Origin of the sequence: Aerococcus sp. HMSC10H05 (assembly GCF_001806975.1) — a bacterium.
Lineage (GTDB): Bacteria > Bacillota > Bacilli > Lactobacillales > Aerococcaceae > Aerococcus > Aerococcus viridans_B.
Genome location: NZ_KV786999.1, coordinates 1 through 16,942, shown reverse-complemented (window position 1 = coordinate 16,942; position 16,942 = coordinate 1). Strand labels below are relative to the sequence as shown.

Sequence of the window (16,942 nt, the reverse complement as noted above, 5' to 3'; positions counted from 1 at the left end):
TTTAAACAACAAGAAGAAAAATACCCACACCCACTAGAAGTTACGCGTAATCAAGACATTCTATAAACGTATAATTTACAAATCAAAAAATAAAGCTTATATTTGCTATACCCCTAAATAATGTAACATAATGCTATGTTAATTAAAAATCCCCCAAAACTTTCGCTTTGGGGGATTTTTATTTCATTACGCATTCTTAGTAGAGTCACGTAAAATAAACTTATGCGGTAAGGTAACATGATTTTCAATTTCATCTTCTTTATTCATTAATTTGGTTAAAATACGCATTGAAACCGCACCAATATCATACAATGGTGGTTCAATTGAAGTTAAAGATGGTCTTACAATTTCAGTTAGCGCCGTATTATTTGATGTTACAACAGCAAATTCTTCTGGCACTTTCACACCATTGTCTACCATATGATTTGTTACTTTAACAGCTAACTCATCACCAACTACTACAATGCCATCAGCTTTTGATTCACGAATTTGTTGAGTGATATCTTCACCATTTTTGAAGCGAGAATCAGCCACCTCAAATAATAACGATTCATCTACTTCTTTCCCAGCTTCTTCCAAAGCTTTCAAATAACCTTGATAGCGGTCTAAGTTATTGTGGAAGTATGGTTTTGCAGCCAAGAAACCAATGTTTTGATAGCCTTGTTCGAATAAGCCTGATACAGCTTCATAGAATGCTTGAGTGTAGTCAATATTTACTGATGGTATCTCATAGCGATCATCATTTAAGCCTGCTAATACAAATGGTGTATTTGTACGATTGATTTCTTCACGTACAGTATCAGATAATTGGTGTCCCATATAAATAACACCATCTACTTGTTTTGCTAGAATGTTTGATAATACTTGAGATTCTTTTTTGTTATCAGCATTATCTAGGATGATATTATACTTGTACATTGACGCAATATCATCAATTCCTAATGCTAACGAACTAAAGAAATTATTTGTGATATCTGGTAATAATACCCCAACTGTAGTGGTTTTTTTACTTGCTAAGCCACGTGCAACTGCATTTGGACGGTAGTCTAGTCGTTTAATTACATCTAATACTTTCGCCCGCGTTGAAGGTTTCACGTTGGTATTGCCATTGACTACACGAGAAACTGTCGCCATAGACACTTGCGCTTCTCTGGCAACATCATAGATTGTAACAGTTTGTTTTTCCATCTTCATCGCTCCTTTTTATTCATTTGTTTTCATACTTACATTGGCAAATATAGCATTAATATAATACATTTGCAAACGTTTTCTTCGTTATGATATTTGCTTTCATTCGCATTTTCATATTCTATCAGTATTTAAAGCGTTTAACAAGCTATTTTCATAAAAAAGTACAATTTTTGCATGATTTTTAAGAAATATACTAAAAATTGCCTACAAGGATTTCAAAATCTTGAAATCCCTGTAGGCAATACTATATAACTATTTAATTTTGTACTTATTTCTCTTTAACTTCTTCTACTTGCTCTTTTACTTTTTTAGCATCCTCTTTAAGTGGTTGTTTCTTAGAAGCTGCTTTATCAGTAGTATCTTTCACTTCTTCAGCACCTTCTTTAACTTCAGATCTAGCATCTTCCGTTGCTTTAGCTGTTGTTTCTTTCGCATCTGCATAAGCACTAGCAACTTCATCTCGTGCTTCTTGATATTGCTTAGTCGCTTCAGTTGCTGTTTCATTTAATTGCGACTTTAATGCTTCTGCTGATTCTGATAAGTTAACACGGATATCTTGAGCAGCATCACTTGCAGTTTGATACATAATATTACCTTTTTCAGTAACAATATCTGCATAATCTAAAGCTGTGTCACGAAGAACATTTGCTTGTTGATTTAAATCATCGCGGAATTCACGCCCTGATTTTGGTGCAAATAATAAAGCTGCTACCGCACCTGCTGTTCCCCCGATAATTGCACCTAATAAGAATGACCCTGTATTTTTAGACATATATATTTCCTTCTTTCTTTAAATAATATTATTGATTAATATGGTTTAGATTGTGAATTTTCTTGCGCCTTACGTACTTGGCGTTTTTGGTATAAAGCCTTAGCTGATTGCCCAACCTTTTGAATACCAGTGACAGTAGGTTGACCAGGCTTAACGATTTGATCAGTAGTTACTGAACTAGCCGTTTCGTTATCAGAATCACCCACTGTTTTTTCTTTAATATCATCTACTTTGGTTTGTGCAGTATTGGTGATATTCAGTACTAGGTTTCTTGTAGAGTCATTCACGTCTGAAACAGTTACACCAATATCCCCAATTGCTTTAAATAACGGATCAACCTGCGCCACCTTTCCGTTTACATCATCTAATAAAACATTAGATTTATTGAGTAATCCTTGCACCTCAATTGATAATGCATCCACATCCTTGGTGACTACCTTTACTGTTTCATTCGCTTCATTAACAATACCCGTTACTTCTTTCATGGTCTTTGTTAGCTCACGTAAGAATAGAATAATGTAAATCACTAATGCCGCAAATGCTATTGCTGCAATTAAGCCCGCAATTTGGCCTCCGATCATGTAAAAATCACTCCTTCTCCATCTCTCATACCATTAAATATAAGATATTTAATATATAACTATAAGAATATTTTACCATAGACTGCAAGGGCTTTACAAAACATAACGCACTTATTTTAAGGAAATAAATCTTGCATCCATATCTATTTATTGTCTATTTTGCAAATAACTTTACAATAATTTCCCCATTAGATAACATTAATAAAAAAGGTGAATAATGAAAGGATGATTTATTTGGATCAAATTAGACAATGGTGGCGCACATATATTGAATCCATCGATTATGCTAGCTTACTATCCAGCTTCATTTCGACTGTTTTTGAACTCATCATCACGATAATCATTTTTTGGATTGTAAAAAAAATTGTCGACCGTATTGTTGATGTATACTTTGAGCGTGATGCTAAGCGGATTGAAAATCGTAATATTGGCTCAATACAGCGTAATAAAACAATCCATAAATTAGTAGAAAATGTTTTACAATACACTTACTTTTTCCTATTAGGATACTCTATCCTAGCTATTCTTGGTCTACCAGTTGCTACGCTAGTTGCCGGTGCTGGGGTTGCTTCATTGGCCTTAGGTCTTGGAGCACAAGGTTTTATCACAGACGTTGTGAATGGTTTCTTTATTTTATTAGAACATCAATTTGCTGTTGGCGATTATGTAACAATTGCTGGTTTATCAGGCACAATCATTTCAACCGGTATTCGTACGACTATTCTCTCAGGCGATGATGGCTCTAGACACTTTATCCCTAACCGCAATATTGATAATGTAACGAATTCATCTAACACCACTCGCCATATGTATGTGGATTTATATATTGATCCTAACTCAGACCTTGCTGATATAGAGTCTATGATTAAAAATGGACTAAGTATGGCTTCAACTGATGACCGTGTCTTAGGCGAACCAGAAGTTTGGGGCTATCAGCGTGATGCAGTTGGTCGTTTATTCTATCGCGTAGTCTTTAATACTAGAGATAGCGATAAAATGGTTGTTCGTTCATATTACTATGAACAATTAACTGCATTACTTGTTCAAAATGGCTACAAGCAACCCGTTTATGACTCATATGCTGAACTTTAACGTATCAATATTTTTTTACAATACCCAAAACAATATAAATAAATCGCACGATTGACATGAATATCATGCTATAATCGTGCGATTATTTTGTATTTTCATTAACCAATTTCTGTGATAACTTCCCAATTTTGGTTATAAAACGTGACTTGCTTACTATCTCCTTGCCAATCTAAAATAGCAAAGGATGGGTAAGGGTACTTCCCTTTTGGAATACGAATTGACCCTGGATTAATAATCTTAATACCGTCAATATCTTGGTCATTCATAACATGCGTATGACCATACATAATGACGTCTGCTTGGTTTTCTTTCGCTAAGGAAACCAATTTATTCAAGTTTTGTTTTACACCATATAAGTGGCCATGTGTCACCACAATTTTCCCCTCAGGTGTATTTAAACTAATTGTATCTTTGTAATTGCCATAGTCTGTATTTCCACGTACAGTATTGAAGACGCCCCATATGGTATCTTCTTCTGATAATTCTGAATCGCCACAGTGGATAAATAAATCGATATCATCCCCCGCTTTTAAGACTAAATCAGTTAAGGCTTCATGATCTCCATGATTATCACTAGTAATCAGTATCTTCATATAATTTCAGCTCCCCACTTTCCAAGTCTTTGGCCAGTAACCGTAAGGCATTTCCACGGTGACTTATTGAATCTTTTTTTTCTGCAGACATCTCTGCAGTTGTCAAACCTTCGCTAGGCAAGTAAAAAATCGGATCATATCCAAAACCATTTTCTCCTCGTTCTTCGCGTATAATCACGCCGGATAAAGTACCATGATATTGACTGATTACTTGACCATCTGCATCCGCAACCACTAAATAAGTATGGAATGTCGCCCCTCTATCCTCATCTTGGACATCAACCATCTCATCTAACACTTTTTGGCGGTTATGCGCATCAGATTTCTCTAACCCTGCATATCGTGCGGAATAAACACCTGGTGCCCCGTTCAACGCATCTACTGCCAAGCCTGAATCATCAGCTATCACAGGAATATGTAAGCCTTTTGCCGCTGTAGTTGCCTTAATCGTAGCATTTTCTATAAAAGTTGTGCCAGTTTCAGGAATTTCAGGGTAATCTGGAAAATCTAACAGTGTCTTGACTTCTATGCCATATTGATCAAATAAATGCTTAAACTCTTTGGCTTTTCCTTGATTGGCAGTTGCTATCATTACTTGTTTCATCTGTGTATTAGCCTTCTTCCATTTGTCTTTGAATTTTTTCTAGTGTATCAATTGTGACACGGCTTACTTCAATTGGCTCAGCTAGCCAGTCATCAGCAATGTTTTTAAATAGTTCAGGTGACCCGGTTGTATAGAATTGTCTTACTTTTGGTGATGGATCATCAGACATTTTAGCAATGTCATTATAATCTAGCAATATAGAAACATCTGAGATCGTTTCTTGCCCAGAATCAATCAATTTCACTGACTGTCCTAATATTTTTTGAACCGTTTCGCGTAATAAAGGATAATGGGTACAACCTAAGATAACTGTATCTAGCCCTTTGTTTTTTATTGGTGCCAAAGTCTCTGCCACAATCTTTTTAGCTAATGGTGTATCATATTGCTGACTTTCAACTAGTGGCACGAAAGCTGGACAAGCGAGCGAAATGATGTCCAAATCTTTATTCTTTTGTAATAGATTATCAAGATATACTCCGCTTTTAATCGTCCCTTCTGTACCTAAAACACCTATTTTACCATTTTTTGTGTATTTATTCCCTGCACGCGCTCCCGGCTGAATTACGCCAATTACTGGTATAGATACACGCTGCTTAATTTCATCTAGAGCAACTGCAGTCGCAGTATTACATGCTATGACTAACAATTTGATATCTTTGGTCAATAAAAAATCGACCATTTGATTCGTAAAAGTCACTATTTCTTCGACACTTCTTGGCCCATAAGGACACCGTGCGTTGTCACCTATATAAATGATTGATTCATTGGGTAATTGTCGCATTGCTTCTTTCACTACTGTTAAGCCACCTACGCCAGAATCTAAGAATCCTATAGGTCTGTTCATGATAACCTCCTTCAACAAATAGATTATTCAAAAATCGCAATGAACAAATTATACTCTATGGTACAATTATAACAGAAGAAAACGTTTCTCTTCACTCTTTCGCATTTATTAAATGTAATTTAAAAAAGTATGGAGTAGGGGCTCACAGGTCATTTGTCGATATAAACTGGAGGATATGTATATGAAAATTGCACTTATTGCACATGATTCAAAAAAAGAAATGATGGTTTCTTTTGCAACAGCCTACAAATTTATTCTAGAGAAACATGAATTATTTGCAACCGGTACTACAGGTTTACGTATTATCGAAGCTACAGGGTTAGACGTCCACCGCTTCAAATCGGGACCTCTTGGTGGTGACCAGCAAGTAGGGGCCGCAATTTCCCAAAATGAAATGGACCTTGTTATTTTTATGCGTGATCCATTAGCTGCTATGCCCCATGAACCGGACGTAACTGCCTTAATTCGTTTGTGTGATGTATACAACATTCCCTTAGCAACTAATATAGGTACCGCAGAGGTTTTAATTCGTGGCTTAAATGCAGGTTTTATGGACTGGCGTAAACAATATGAAGAAGGCTTCTTGAATCGAGATATCTTAGATAACATAGAAAAAGGCAATGAAGGTCGTAAATTAATAGAATAAGCAAGCAATGACACCGCTTGTTTTTAGTGCTGATCAATAAAAAGTAGTGGAATAACCAAGCTAATTGGTTTCCACTACTTTTTTCATTCTCACATATATACCTCAATAAAACCAAAAGTAATCTTTGAAGTAGTTATTGCGCTTTTTCAATATAAGAAATCATGACTTTTAATTTAGCGACTAGTGCCCTTTTACGAATTGAAATAGTAAACTACCTTATAAAAAAAGCGCTCAGAATTTTTCCCGAACACTTTTTCATCATTATAAGTATTTGTTTAATACTTGTTCTAAGTTTTCTTTAGGTGTATAACCAACTAATTGTTCAACAACTTGACCATCTTTTTTGATCATTAAGGTTGGGATGGACATGATACCAAATTCACGCGCTGTTTCTGGATTATCATCTACATCCATTTTCGTAAATTTAACTTGGTCACCCATTTCATCATCTAAAGTTTCTACGATTGGTGATTGCATGCGACAAGGTCCACACCAAGTAGCCCAAAAGTCGACTAATACAACGCCTTCATCTGTTTCATTTTTGAATTCTGCATCTGTAATAGCTTTAACCATTTATATTTCCCCTCTCATTTTTAATTCTTCGTCATTATAGCATCTTCTGATCAATTTGAACATTTATCTGCTTTTAAACGATTAACCTTTAAATTTGGCGATTGTTGCCCCATTTCCACCCATATTATATGGAGCAAATTCAAATGTTTCAATGCGCGGATGATTTTTCAAAGCTTTCTGTACGCCTTGTCTTAAAGCACCTGTCCCGTGACCATGAATAATCGTTATTTGACTGTGACCAGCAAGTAACGCTGAATCGATAAAGTGACTTAAACGAATCATAGCCTCTTCATAACGTTCGCCTCGTAAATCTAAGCTGGTGTTGACAGATTTTGCTTTGCTTGCCTTAATACCTGCGCGATGATTCTTTTCTTTTTTAGGTTTTTCATCAACTAATGACAAATCTTTTTCTGCTACTTCCATTTTTAGCATACCCATTTGTACGACCCAATCTTTATCTCTTTTTTCAACCAATGTACCCCGTTGACCGTAGGTTAGCACATTCACTTCATCACCAGGCGCTAAGTTTGCTTTTCTAGCTTTATTTTTCTTGGCTTTTTGCAAGACTTTGTTTTTCTTCAATTGACTTTCTTCTTGCGTTAAATTAGTTAAAGCGCTTTGACGATCTATCATTTCATGTTCTTTAATATTGCCTTTTGTTGGATGGTTCATTTGCCATTCCCGTATTTCCGCTAGAATTGCATCAGCTTTTGCTTTTGTTTCTTCAACTAATTGATTGGCTTCTTTTCGAGCACGATTCATATAGGTTTGTTTGTCAGCTTCTAAGCTGGCTTGTGCCTTTTTCAAATCATTCAAAAGATTTTCGGCATCTACTAAATCTTTAGCAGCTTCGGCTGATAGGTCTTCATACTTATGGCGTTGTGCTTCTAAGTCAAGTAGCATTTCATTCAGATTTTGACTGTCTTCTTGAATGTAAGAGCGGGCTTCATCAACCATTTCAACGGGTAAACCTAAACGCTGCGAAATATCAAAGGCGTTTGAACGACCAGGTATACCAATCAACAATTGATAAGTCGGTTCAAGGGTTATTTCATTGAATTCCATCGAAGCATTGATAGCGCCAGGGTGTTCATAAGCAAAAGTTTTCAATTCAGGGTAATGGGTAGTGGCTATCACTCGAGCATTTAGGAAGGCAAAACGGTTCAATACTGCAATAGCAATAGCTGCCCCTTCTTGAGGATCGGTACCTGATCCCAATTCATCAATCAGAACAAGTGAATGATCATCTGCTTCTTTAACAATGCGTAAAATATTTGTCATATGTCCTGAAAAGGTAGATAGACTTTGCTCAATTGACTGCTCATCGCCAATATCGGCAAAAATTTCATTAAAAATTTCTACACGTGAATCAACTTTTGCAGTAATGTATAAACCTGATTGGGCCATTAATTGCAATAAGCCTACCGTTTTTAATGTAATTGTCTTACCACCGGTATTGGGTCCTGTTATCACAATCATATTATAGTCTTCATTAAAATGAATATCATTAGCTACTACTAATTTGCGGTCTATGAGTGGATGTCTCGCCTCTTTTAAGTTAATGCGTTCTGATTCTTTTGCTAAAATTGGTCGATTTGCGCCAATTTCACGGGCAAAAAAGAACTTAGCTTGAATGAAATCAAGGTCGCCTAATCGTTGGTTATTTTCTGCAATTTCATTCGTATACGGTGCTAATTCAGCTGACAATTCTTGGAAAATCCGCCTTATTTCTTCATCTTCTTGAACTTGTAGCGAGCGCAAGTGGTTGTTCGCATCCAAAACAGTTTGCGGTTCGATATATAAAGTTTGTCCAGAAGAAGATTGGTCATGGACAACACCACCAAATGCATTTCTATATTCTTGCTTAACAGGGATAACAAAGCGATTATTTCGAATTGTAATGATTGCTTCACTTAAATAAGCAGCTTTATTTGACCGTATAATTTGGTCAAGCTTAACACGAATGCCAGCTTCCTCACGCTTTATTCCTTGTCGCAAGCCATGTAGGGTTGCTGAAGCATTATCATGAACTGTCCCATCTTCTGCAATCGCATTTTGCATTTTACGCATTAAGTCCCGTAAATCAATAAATTCTTCTGCTATTGTATATAGCTGTTGTAATGCTACTTGTTCCTCTCTTAATTTATTGAAAAAGCTAGAAACTTCACCAGTTGCACGTAGCACACGGCTTATCGCCGCCAATTCTTTTCCATTTAAATCTGCGCCAATATCTAATCTTTTGAGATAAGGCTTAACGTTGATTAATTGACTAATAGGAATTCGCTTGTCTAATTCAAACAAGTGTTTCACATCGTCAACACTTTGTAATTGTTGTTCAATTTCCGCTGCTTTTGAGCTTGGTATCAGATTTAATGCCTGAATTTTACCAATTTCTGTGCGGGTTTCTTTAGCTAATTGTTGTTGTATTTTTTCAAATTCTAAGGTTTGATATATTTTATGATTCAACATTTGCCCTCCTTCAAATTTTTAATTAGGGATAATCTTAAAAAGTCGCCTTAAGTTGGAAATAGGCCGTGATAGATATCACAGCCATAAGGGGTGCCATGATTGCGCATTACGCAAAGGCATATATTTGTACGTTGTTAGAATGGTAAATTGCCCAATCCTTGCAATAGGATATTAAATACTTGTCTAGATAAAATTGGTGTATTCAAAATAATAAAGTTCGCAATAGTTGAATGCTCTATACTAGATTGAACTGCTTCAAAAGTTAATACTGTCATAAATATAAGAATAAAAAATGCCCAAAACCAAGCTGAGAAGAAGCCGAATAAGCCACCAAGAATACCGTTCCATTGAATATCCATCTCTGTAAATTTTAAATCTCTAACACTATATGTAAGTAACTTAGTTAGCAACCATATAATAAGGATGATTATTAAGATTGCAACTAATCTAAAGTAAATGATATCCATATTTTGAAGTAGACTAACTGGATAATATGCAAAAGTATTTTCGATATCAAACCCTACATAAGGCACCCATAAAGATACAATATCAACAAGATTTTGATAAAATAATAACGCAAATAAGTAGGCAATCAATAAACCTAATGATTGAATCCCTTGTATTAAAGCGCCTCGGTAAATACCAATAGCGACGCTTAGAATAAAAAATAGTAAAATAAAAAAACTGATCATACTTTCCTCCCGTAGCTCCAATTCTATTTACTGCCTATGATCTTGGTGTTTGGCGTAAGCGTCCCAATTTTTTTGAAGCAGAGTTGACACTTGATTTCAAACTGGGTTGGCTAATTTGAGGAATTTCTTGATTTTTTTTAGCTTGTGGCCCTGCTTGTTTTGTTTTTCCAGTTTTTTGAGTTCGTGTCCTTGCTTGGCTCTGGCTAGATTTTCCACTTTTAGAATCCTGACCAGCACGTAGTTTTTCTTTTTCAATTTCTGCAATTTCTTTCACTAAAGTACCCATAGTTTGTTCCATAGACTTCACGCGTATCATAAGATCAGCATTCTCTTTTGTCTTAGCTGCCATTTGGTCCTGTAAGTCCAAATAATCAGATTGAATATTCAACGCCAGCAATAACGCCATTTCTTCCATAGACATATTTGGGTTCTTTTTACTGATTTCAGCAAGCAATTGGTTAATTTCCCGACTGACTTGCTGAATATGTTCACTCGTTTTATGACTCTTAATAGTGAACTTATGATACCCCAATTTTGCCGTTACTCTATTTTTTTTGTCATTCGACATATTTGTCACTCCAACTTTTTAACTGTTTGTATTTGCTAATTATCTTGTTTTCATAATCTTAAATATTCTACCATTTATCCTAGATAATGGCTAGACCTAGCCATTATCTGCTAAAAATACTTCATATTATTTACAATATTTTTAAAAACATATAAAAGATCTAATCATATTTTCATGACAATTCAATATTCTTCGTGTATGATGGGATACAATATATTGAGATAGAGGTGCGGAGCTTATCAGTACATACTCGAGCGGGAGCTATGACAGTATGGAAAGGAATATTCGCCGAAATATTTTAACCCCAAGTTGAAATATTGGGCATAAACAAAATATGTTTATGACTGTCACTTATGCTAGTGATGCGCTATCCTATGAGTAACGACGAAAGATCAAAGACGGTCTAGATGCGTACGAATGGAAGCCTCTATTGCAATTTATTGCTGTAGAGGCTTTTAATTATTTTCGGGAGGTTATTTTATGAAAAATCACAAAGTAAGTAATACTTGGCAAAAAGTATTCATGGCTATTTTAACTATTATATTTGCTGTTATTGGTCCAACTTCTTCATTCGTTTCGGCAAATGAAGTAGGAACAACTATTGAGGTAGATGAAGCTACACTAGCAGAAGGCTTAGACCAAGATGGCGTGTTACGTGTCGGTATGGAAGCCAACTATGCACCGTTCAACTGGTCGCAAACATCCGATACAGATGGTGCGGTCCCTATAACAAATTCTGACGGTGAATATGCAAACGGCTATGATGTTCAAATTGCTAAGCGCTTAGCTGATTTACTTGGCTTAGACCTTGAAATCGTTAAACTAGAATGGGACGGTCTACCACCTGCTCTTGAATCTGGCATGATTGATGTCATCATTGCTGGTATGTCACCAACAGCAGAACGATTAGAACAAATGGACTTCTCAGATTCATATTACTCATCTGATATTGTTCTTGTAACAATGGCAAATGGTGAATATGCTAATGCAAAAACCTTAGAAGATTTTACTGGTACTACAGTAACTGGTCAATTAAATACCTTCCATTATGATTTAATCCCACAAATTCCCAATGTCAACCAAGCAACTGCACTAGACTCATTTCCTACAATGATTACAGCGCTGAATGCAGGTTCAGTTGATGCTTATGTCTCTGAAAAGCCTGGGGCTATGGCTGCTGTGGCAGCTAATCCTGACCTGACTTATGTTGAATTTGCTGAAGGTCAAGGTTTTGATTTAGGAGAAGTCACTTCTGATATTGCCGTAGCAACTAGAAAAGATTCGCCATTAACCGCGATTGTGAATGAAGCTTTAAGTGTCATTCCAACTGCTAAGCGTGACCGATTGATGGAAGATATGGTAAACCTTAACGAACGTGGTGAAAGTGCTAGTTTCTGGTCTGAGGTAGCAGGAATTTGGCAAACTTACGGTGCTCAATTCTTAGTTGGTGCTGGTAATACAATGTTTATTGCTTTAAGTTCAACTATCATCGGTTTTATTATAGGATTACTAATTGCTATCTATCGTTCGCTAATTGTGCGTCGTGATCAAATGCCAATCGGTTACTTTTTCTATAAATTATTCGACTTTATGATTTCTGCATACATTGAAATTTTCCGTGGTACACCGATGATGGTCCAAGCCATGATGATTTTTTATGGTTCAAGATTATTCTTCAACTTCCAAATGTCTACTATGTTCGCTGCATTACTGATTGTATCTATTAATACAGGAGCTTACCTTGCAGAAGTTATTCGTGGTGGTATTACCTCAGTAGATAAAGGCCAAACAGAAGCTGCACGTGCGATTGGAATGAACCATTATCAAACAATGACAACAATTGTGTTACCACAAGCTATACGTTCAATCCTACCAGCCTTGGGTAATGAATTTGTAATAAATATTAAAGATACGTCTGTATTGAATGTTATTGCGGTAACTGAGTTATTCTTCGTTACCAAGTCTGCTGCAGGTTCAACATACTTAACCTTCCAAACATTCTTAATTACAGCCATTATCTACTTCGTATTAACATTTACAACTACTCGTGTCTTGAACTTTATTGAGAGTAGAATGGCTGGGAAAAAGACTTACCATGTCTATGAATCTAGTACGAATTCAGTAGTCAATAGTCCAAAAGAACAATAGGAGGAAAAAGACATGCAAAACCAGGATCAACTAATCTTAAATGTTCAACATTTAGAAAAACGTTTTGGCGAAAATTTAGTCCTTAGAGATATCGACTTTCAAGTACGCCCAGGACAAGTTACCTCTATTATTGGGTCTTCCGGGTCTGGAAAGTCTACCCTACTACGTTGTTTAAACCTATTGGAGGAACCAACTGGGGGCGACATTTTATATCACGGCCAATCCATTTTAAATGGTAAAAAAATGAATATTAATAAATACCGTACCCAAGTTGGTATGGTATTCCAATCATTTAACTTATTTAAAAATTTCACTGCACTTGAAAATTGTACTGTTGGCCAACGTAAGATTTTAGGCCGTAGTCAAGCTGAGGCAGAAGCAGTTGCACTCAAAAACTTGGAAAAAGTAGGCATGGCACCATATCGTGATGCTCGTCCAGAACAACTTTCCGGTGGTCAACAACAACGTGTAGCTATTGCGCGTGCACTATCAATGGACCCTGAGGTATTATTATTCGATGAGCCTACTTCTGCCCTTGACCCAGAAATGGTCGGTGAGGTATTGGAAACCATGACGCAATTAGCTAAAGAAGGCTTAACAATGATTGTTGTTACACATGAAATGGCTTTTGCTAGAGATGTATCAACGAATATTGTATTCATGGATAAAGGTGTAATTGTTGAACAAGGTCCAGCTAAAGAAGTGATTGATACACCTAAACAGGAAAGAACTAAAGCCTTCTTAACAAGATATGCTAATGAACGATTTTAGTGAGAGGCTATAAATACGCTCGTAACTTTTAAAAAACTTCCTATAAATCAAATACACACTACAGAAAAAGCAGTTGGTCAAACCAGCTGCTTTTTCTATTTGCTCACTTAAATACTTTTATTTTGATAAATCAATGCTGTCTCGGATTTGGCGTAATAAGTTGTGCACATGCTCATCGTCTATTTTTTCAGCATATACATTTAATAGCTCATAATTTACATGGGCATCCGTTATTTCACCAAATTCAGTTTGAATAGCTTTGGTATCCTTAATATATTTGTTTAAATCTTTTGGTAATGTCTCGTTAAAATAAGTAGCTGCATAACGAAGCTTCTTGGCGCTTTTCCTTAGCTCGTGCACTGCTTGGTAGTCTAAAGTATTTACATATTGGTAGGCATGACGTAATTTTTTATCTTTTCTCTTGAAACGTTTAAGTGCATACTTTTTCCAATCCTTCTTTTGATCAAATAAATCAAATTCAATCACTCGTTTTGCACTTTCAATTGCTTGTTGAACCGTATCTATATTACCTTTGTTAAAAGTTCGATTCATTTCTAAACGCCTATCTTTCATAAAGGTATTAAATAAATCGTAATAATGATTACTATTTTTAGGATGATGAATTGCATACTGCTCACAATAGGCATACAAAACATCCAATTCTCTAAGTGGCCTAAATACACGCCCTGCCTCAGCTAATTGTTGGTTTAACTGGTCATAATATGCTTCATCCAACCGTTTTTTGATAAAATTTAAGAGGCCTCGTAACTCTCGAATAGCTACTCTTAGATCATGAACAAGTTTCACGGAAAATGGATTATTCTGATAATCTATATACAAAGCTGATACTTTGTCTATCTGTTGTTCAAATACATCTTTAATCGTTTCCATCAACCTCACTCCCTTCCCTACACCTATCTACTCCTGTGTCTTGCCATTATACAAAATAAATTATTAATCGTAAAATAAAACAGGTACCTCCTAAAAAGAGATACCTGTTTTAATCTAGCTAGTCATTAGAATATTTTTCTTCTATTTTTGAGAACCAAAGTGAAAAGATTGTGCCGATTACAAAGGCAATTACACACCAAACTAAAGTACTCATAAATGATAAACCTGAATTGGCTAATCCTTCAGTAGAAAAGCCTGGAAACACTTGTGTTGGGAATAGTGCAATTGATGAACCGATGACTGTCCCCAAAATAAAATGGTACATTTTTGAATAGTAATGTTTAAAGGCCCACTCAGCTGCTTTAGCTAAGGCGATGACACATAGTAAACCACCTAGTCCAAGCGGAATAATAACTGAAAAATCAAGTGCAGCAATACCTGCGGCCATTTTGTCATACAAACCAAAGTAAATTAAAAAATTTGATGGACTCATCCCAGGTACAATCACACCTAAACCGATTAAAGCGCCAGAAAGAATCCAAGTAATAAAGGAAGGTGTAACTTGAGTAATATCTTGACCTCCAAAATACATAATTAGAAAAATAATAATAGCTGTGACTGCTAATATTGTTAAATCAGCAGTACTTCTACCCTCTTTACCAGCAGATTTAAATAACGAAGGTAATGTACCGACTACAAAGCCGATAAATAAGGTAATAAAGATAGCTGCATACAAACCAAATGCTTTTTCAACAAAAATAGAGAAAACAAGGATTCCTAATAAGAAACCGATACCTACAGGAATGAAGTAGCGGACATTCTTCCAAAAGTTTTCTGTGATATTGGCTAAAAAGTGAATAATTTGGTCGTATAGTCCAAAAATAACGGCTAATACACCTCCAGATAATCCTGGAAGGATACCTCCAATACCTACTGCTGCACCTTTAAGTACACGTATAAACCAATCTGCCGAAAAAACAATATCTTTTTTATTATTCATCTATTCTCCTCTTTCATTCTTTTTTCTAGATGCCCATAGAAGACGAATCTAGTCTACTCTTGTATTATAGCTATTGTATCAATCTTTAGACTGAAATTCCTAGCCTAAGATTGAGAAATATGCGGATAGGATAATATTTAATAACTTAACACATATTTACTTTTTTCTTATCACTTACTGTTTGATTTTTTCCTTGAAGCTTTGCTTGGTACAGCGCTTGATCTGCCCTAAGTAAAGTAGTTTTCATATCTTCGTGGGACTTGCGGTGCGCTATGCCTATTGAAACAGTAAGACTTATCGGTTCTCCATCTTCACTTAATATGAATAACTCAGAGATTTTTTGATGAATCTTTTCTGCTAACTTAATTGCCTTCTGTTCGCTCCAGTCAAAAACCAAGCTAACAAACTCTTCACCCCCATAGCGATAATAATCATATAAATCAGATTTCAAATCGTTGAGCACTATCCCAATTTCTTCTAAAGCTTTATTGCCAACAAGATGCCCACATGTATCATTTAACTTTTTAAAATTATCTATATCTAAAATCAAAACTGAATACGAATGATTCTCTCTTGAAATTTTTTCTAAATCCTCTTCTAATTTTCGGGCATTATATAGTGTAGTCAGGCTATCATGAACAGAGGATTGGTACAATTTATCTAAATCTTTGGTGAAATGATAAGAAATATAAATAAATACAGAGGAAAGACCAGCTAGCAATAAATAAGATACAAAAATTATTGGTGGTTCATCTAATCGAACGAGCGAAATTGGTATAGTAATCACAGTTGTTGCAAGGGCTAAAATCCATAATTGTAGTAATGGTGAAAATTTTTCTTTAAAATGATCAAACAATCCTAAACTTAATAGTATATAAGCGAAGACAATTATAAGGCTTATGCTAGATACTAATAAATCACCAAATAAAAAGCGGCAAATTGCAATCAAGATCATTGATGGGTATGCAATTTCCTTACCTAAATAAACTATGGTATAGGCAAATAATACAGGACGAAAATCAAAGCGAACGCCTTCCACAATAAAGGAAGACAGCATCAAACAAATACCTGCTACTGTTTGTAAACCGATAAATAAGAAACGATTATTCGTCGGATTACGTCTTTCTTCAATGCTATATTGCCAACGCCAAATAAAATAGATGTCAATAAAAATAATGGCCATATTGGCCAAAACATTTACTACCATTCTACCCTCCTATAATATTCACTTTCCTACTATCAAACTAGTTTTTTCATCTTTATACTTTTAAAAAGCTATCCCGACTAATATATCATGATTCACTATTGAATTCTCATTTTAAGTTCTTTTTTGATAAAAATGATGACTAATCCTCCAACAATTTGTAATTGGAGTGGATTTTTTCACTTTAGTATCACAACTTCCATATTATAAATAGTATTGAATGATATCGATACTTTTAATTTTAATGATTATGAGAATATTCAAAAATAAAAGGCTCTACAATATATAGGACTGATGACTAAA

General features: G+C 35.4%; 17 protein-coding genes and 1 riboswitch. Of the genes, 4 read left to right on the top strand and 13 right to left on the bottom strand.

What is annotated here, in order from left to right; all coding sequences use genetic code 11:
• Positions 1-186: 186 nt before the first annotated feature.
• From ccpA to HMPREF3116_RS07525, 3 genes are all read right to left on the bottom strand, one after another.
• Complete coding sequence (gene ccpA, locus HMPREF3116_RS07535) at positions 187-1,188, bottom strand: catabolite control protein A (RefSeq protein WP_070468866.1); 1,002 nt, start codon at positions 1,186-1,188, stop codon at positions 187-189.
• Positions 1,189-1,459: 271 nt separating this feature from the next.
• Complete coding sequence (locus HMPREF3116_RS07530) at positions 1,460-1,963, bottom strand: YtxH domain-containing protein (protein WP_070468864.1); 504 nt, start codon at positions 1,961-1,963, stop codon at positions 1,460-1,462.
• A 35-nt stretch (positions 1,964-1,998) separates the two neighbouring features.
• Entirely contained in the window at positions 1,999-2,544 is a 546-nt protein-coding gene (locus HMPREF3116_RS07525) for a DUF948 domain-containing protein (RefSeq protein WP_070468862.1), read from the bottom strand.
• Positions 2,545-2,769: 225 nt separating this feature from the next.
• Here HMPREF3116_RS07525 and HMPREF3116_RS07520 point away from each other — a divergent pair, with 225 nt between their 5' ends.
• On the top strand, positions 2,770-3,636 hold the full coding sequence (locus HMPREF3116_RS07520) for a mechanosensitive ion channel family protein (RefSeq protein WP_246819076.1): 867 nt from the start codon (positions 2,770-2,772) through the stop codon (positions 3,634-3,636).
• 98 nt (positions 3,637-3,734) lie between these two features.
• Here HMPREF3116_RS07520 and HMPREF3116_RS07515 read toward each other — a convergent pair whose 3' ends face one another.
• Genes HMPREF3116_RS07515 through racE form a run of 3 tightly spaced genes read right to left on the bottom strand, consistent with a single transcriptional unit; the run spans position 3,735 to position 5,677 of the window.
• A complete protein-coding gene (locus HMPREF3116_RS07515) occupies positions 3,735-4,229 on the bottom strand; it encodes a YfcE family phosphodiesterase (RefSeq protein WP_070468859.1) in 495 nt (164 codons plus the stop codon).
• Positions 4,210-4,833 (bottom strand): XTP/dITP diphosphatase, encoded by a 624-nt coding sequence (locus tag HMPREF3116_RS07510; RefSeq protein ID WP_070468858.1) that lies wholly within the window; start codon positions 4,831-4,833, stop codon positions 4,210-4,212. The genes HMPREF3116_RS07515 and HMPREF3116_RS07510 overlap by 20 nt, the downstream gene beginning before the upstream one ends.
• A 7-nt stretch (positions 4,834-4,840) precedes the next feature.
• Positions 4,841-5,677: a glutamate racemase gene (gene racE, locus HMPREF3116_RS07505; RefSeq protein WP_070468856.1), complete on the bottom strand. Its 837-nt coding sequence runs from the start codon at positions 5,675-5,677 to the stop codon at positions 4,841-4,843.
• Between the two features lie 181 nt (positions 5,678-5,858).
• Between racE and mgsA the strand changes: the two genes are divergently transcribed.
• Positions 5,859-6,323 (top strand): methylglyoxal synthase, encoded by a 465-nt coding sequence (mgsA, locus tag HMPREF3116_RS07500; RefSeq protein WP_070468854.1) that lies wholly within the window; start codon positions 5,859-5,861, stop codon positions 6,321-6,323.
• Between the two features lie 261 nt (positions 6,324-6,584).
• Here mgsA and trxA read toward each other — a convergent pair whose 3' ends face one another.
• From trxA to HMPREF3116_RS07480, 4 genes are all read right to left on the bottom strand, one after another.
• Positions 6,585-6,896 (bottom strand): thioredoxin, encoded by a 312-nt coding sequence (gene trxA, locus HMPREF3116_RS07495; RefSeq protein WP_070468852.1) that lies wholly within the window; start codon positions 6,894-6,896, stop codon positions 6,585-6,587.
• A gap of 81 nt (positions 6,897-6,977) precedes the next feature.
• On the bottom strand, positions 6,978-9,362 hold the full coding sequence (locus HMPREF3116_RS07490) for an endonuclease MutS2 (RefSeq protein ID WP_070468850.1): 2,385 nt from the start codon (positions 9,360-9,362) through the stop codon (positions 6,978-6,980).
• A gap of 137 nt (positions 9,363-9,499) precedes the next feature.
• On the bottom strand, positions 9,500-10,057 hold the full coding sequence (locus HMPREF3116_RS07485; RefSeq protein ID WP_070468849.1) for a CvpA family protein: 558 nt from the start codon (positions 10,055-10,057) through the stop codon (positions 9,500-9,502).
• Positions 10,058-10,091: 34 nt separating this feature from the next.
• On the bottom strand, positions 10,092-10,625 hold the full coding sequence (locus HMPREF3116_RS07480) for a cell division protein ZapA (protein ID WP_070468848.1): 534 nt from the start codon (positions 10,623-10,625) through the stop codon (positions 10,092-10,094).
• A gap of 214 nt (positions 10,626-10,839) precedes the next feature.
• Positions 10,840-11,003, top strand: a riboswitch (Lysine riboswitch).
• Between the two features lie 102 nt (positions 11,004-11,105).
• Between HMPREF3116_RS07480 and HMPREF3116_RS07475 the strand changes: the two genes are divergently transcribed.
• A complete protein-coding gene (locus tag HMPREF3116_RS07475) occupies positions 11,106-12,773 on the top strand; it encodes an ABC transporter substrate-binding protein/permease (RefSeq protein WP_070468846.1) in 1,668 nt (555 codons plus the stop codon).
• A 12-nt stretch (positions 12,774-12,785) separates the two neighbouring features.
• Entirely contained in the window at positions 12,786-13,544 is a 759-nt protein-coding gene (locus tag HMPREF3116_RS07470; RefSeq protein ID WP_070468844.1) for an amino acid ABC transporter ATP-binding protein, read from the top strand.
• Positions 13,545-13,661: 117 nt separating this feature from the next.
• On the opposite strand, the gene HMPREF3116_RS07465 is transcribed toward HMPREF3116_RS07470, so the two are convergent.
• From HMPREF3116_RS07465 to HMPREF3116_RS07455, 3 genes are all read right to left on the bottom strand, one after another.
• Positions 13,662-14,435, bottom strand: a complete 774-nt coding sequence (locus HMPREF3116_RS07465; RefSeq protein WP_070468842.1) for a CHAD domain-containing protein — start codon at positions 14,433-14,435, stop codon at positions 13,662-13,664.
• Between the two features lie 118 nt (positions 14,436-14,553).
• Positions 14,554-15,435: a DUF368 domain-containing protein gene (locus tag HMPREF3116_RS07460; protein ID WP_070468840.1), complete on the bottom strand. Its 882-nt coding sequence runs from the start codon at positions 15,433-15,435 to the stop codon at positions 14,554-14,556.
• A 145-nt stretch (positions 15,436-15,580) separates the two neighbouring features.
• On the bottom strand, positions 15,581-16,642 hold the full coding sequence (locus tag HMPREF3116_RS07455) for a GGDEF domain-containing protein (protein WP_070468837.1): 1,062 nt from the start codon (positions 16,640-16,642) through the stop codon (positions 15,581-15,583).
• Positions 16,643-16,942: the final 300 nt, after the last annotated feature.

Coding starts and splice junctions, on each gene's coding strand:
- HMPREF3116_RS07510 (WP_070468858.1), bottom strand. CDS start 4,833: ATGAAACAAGTAATGATAGCAACTGCCAATCAAGGAAAAGCCAAAGAG.
- mgsA (WP_070468854.1), top strand. CDS start 5,859: ATGAAAATTGCACTTATTGCACATGATTCAAAAAAAGAAATGATGGTT.
- HMPREF3116_RS07460 (WP_070468840.1), bottom strand. CDS start 15,435: ATGAATAATAAAAAAGATATTGTTTTTTCGGCAGATTGGTTTATACGT.
- HMPREF3116_RS07475 (WP_070468846.1), top strand. CDS start 11,106: ATGAAAAATCACAAAGTAAGTAATACTTGGCAAAAAGTATTCATGGCT.
- HMPREF3116_RS07455 (WP_070468837.1), bottom strand. CDS start 16,642: ATGGTAGTAAATGTTTTGGCCAATATGGCCATTATTTTTATTGACATC.
- trxA (WP_070468852.1), bottom strand. CDS start 6,896: ATGGTTAAAGCTATTACAGATGCAGAATTCAAAAATGAAACAGATGAA.
- HMPREF3116_RS07480 (WP_070468848.1), bottom strand. CDS start 10,625: ATGTCGAATGACAAAAAAAATAGAGTAACGGCAAAATTGGGGTATCAT.
- HMPREF3116_RS07485 (WP_070468849.1), bottom strand. CDS start 10,057: ATGATCAGTTTTTTTATTTTACTATTTTTTATTCTAAGCGTCGCTATT.
- ccpA (WP_070468866.1), bottom strand. CDS start 1,188: ATGGAAAAACAAACTGTTACAATCTATGATGTTGCCAGAGAAGCGCAA.
- HMPREF3116_RS07465 (WP_070468842.1), bottom strand. CDS start 14,435: ATGGAAACGATTAAAGATGTATTTGAACAACAGATAGACAAAGTATCA.
- HMPREF3116_RS07520 (WP_246819076.1), top strand. CDS start 2,770: ATGATTTATTTGGATCAAATTAGACAATGGTGGCGCACATATATTGAA.
- racE (WP_070468856.1), bottom strand. CDS start 5,677: ATGAACAGACCTATAGGATTCTTAGATTCTGGCGTAGGTGGCTTAACA.
- HMPREF3116_RS07470 (WP_070468844.1), top strand. CDS start 12,786: ATGCAAAACCAGGATCAACTAATCTTAAATGTTCAACATTTAGAAAAA.
- HMPREF3116_RS07515 (WP_070468859.1), bottom strand. CDS start 4,229: ATGAAGATACTGATTACTAGTGATAATCATGGAGATCATGAAGCCTTA.
- HMPREF3116_RS07525 (WP_070468862.1), bottom strand. CDS start 2,544: ATGATCGGAGGCCAAATTGCGGGCTTAATTGCAGCAATAGCATTTGCG.
- HMPREF3116_RS07530 (WP_070468864.1), bottom strand. CDS start 1,963: ATGTCTAAAAATACAGGGTCATTCTTATTAGGTGCAATTATCGGGGGA.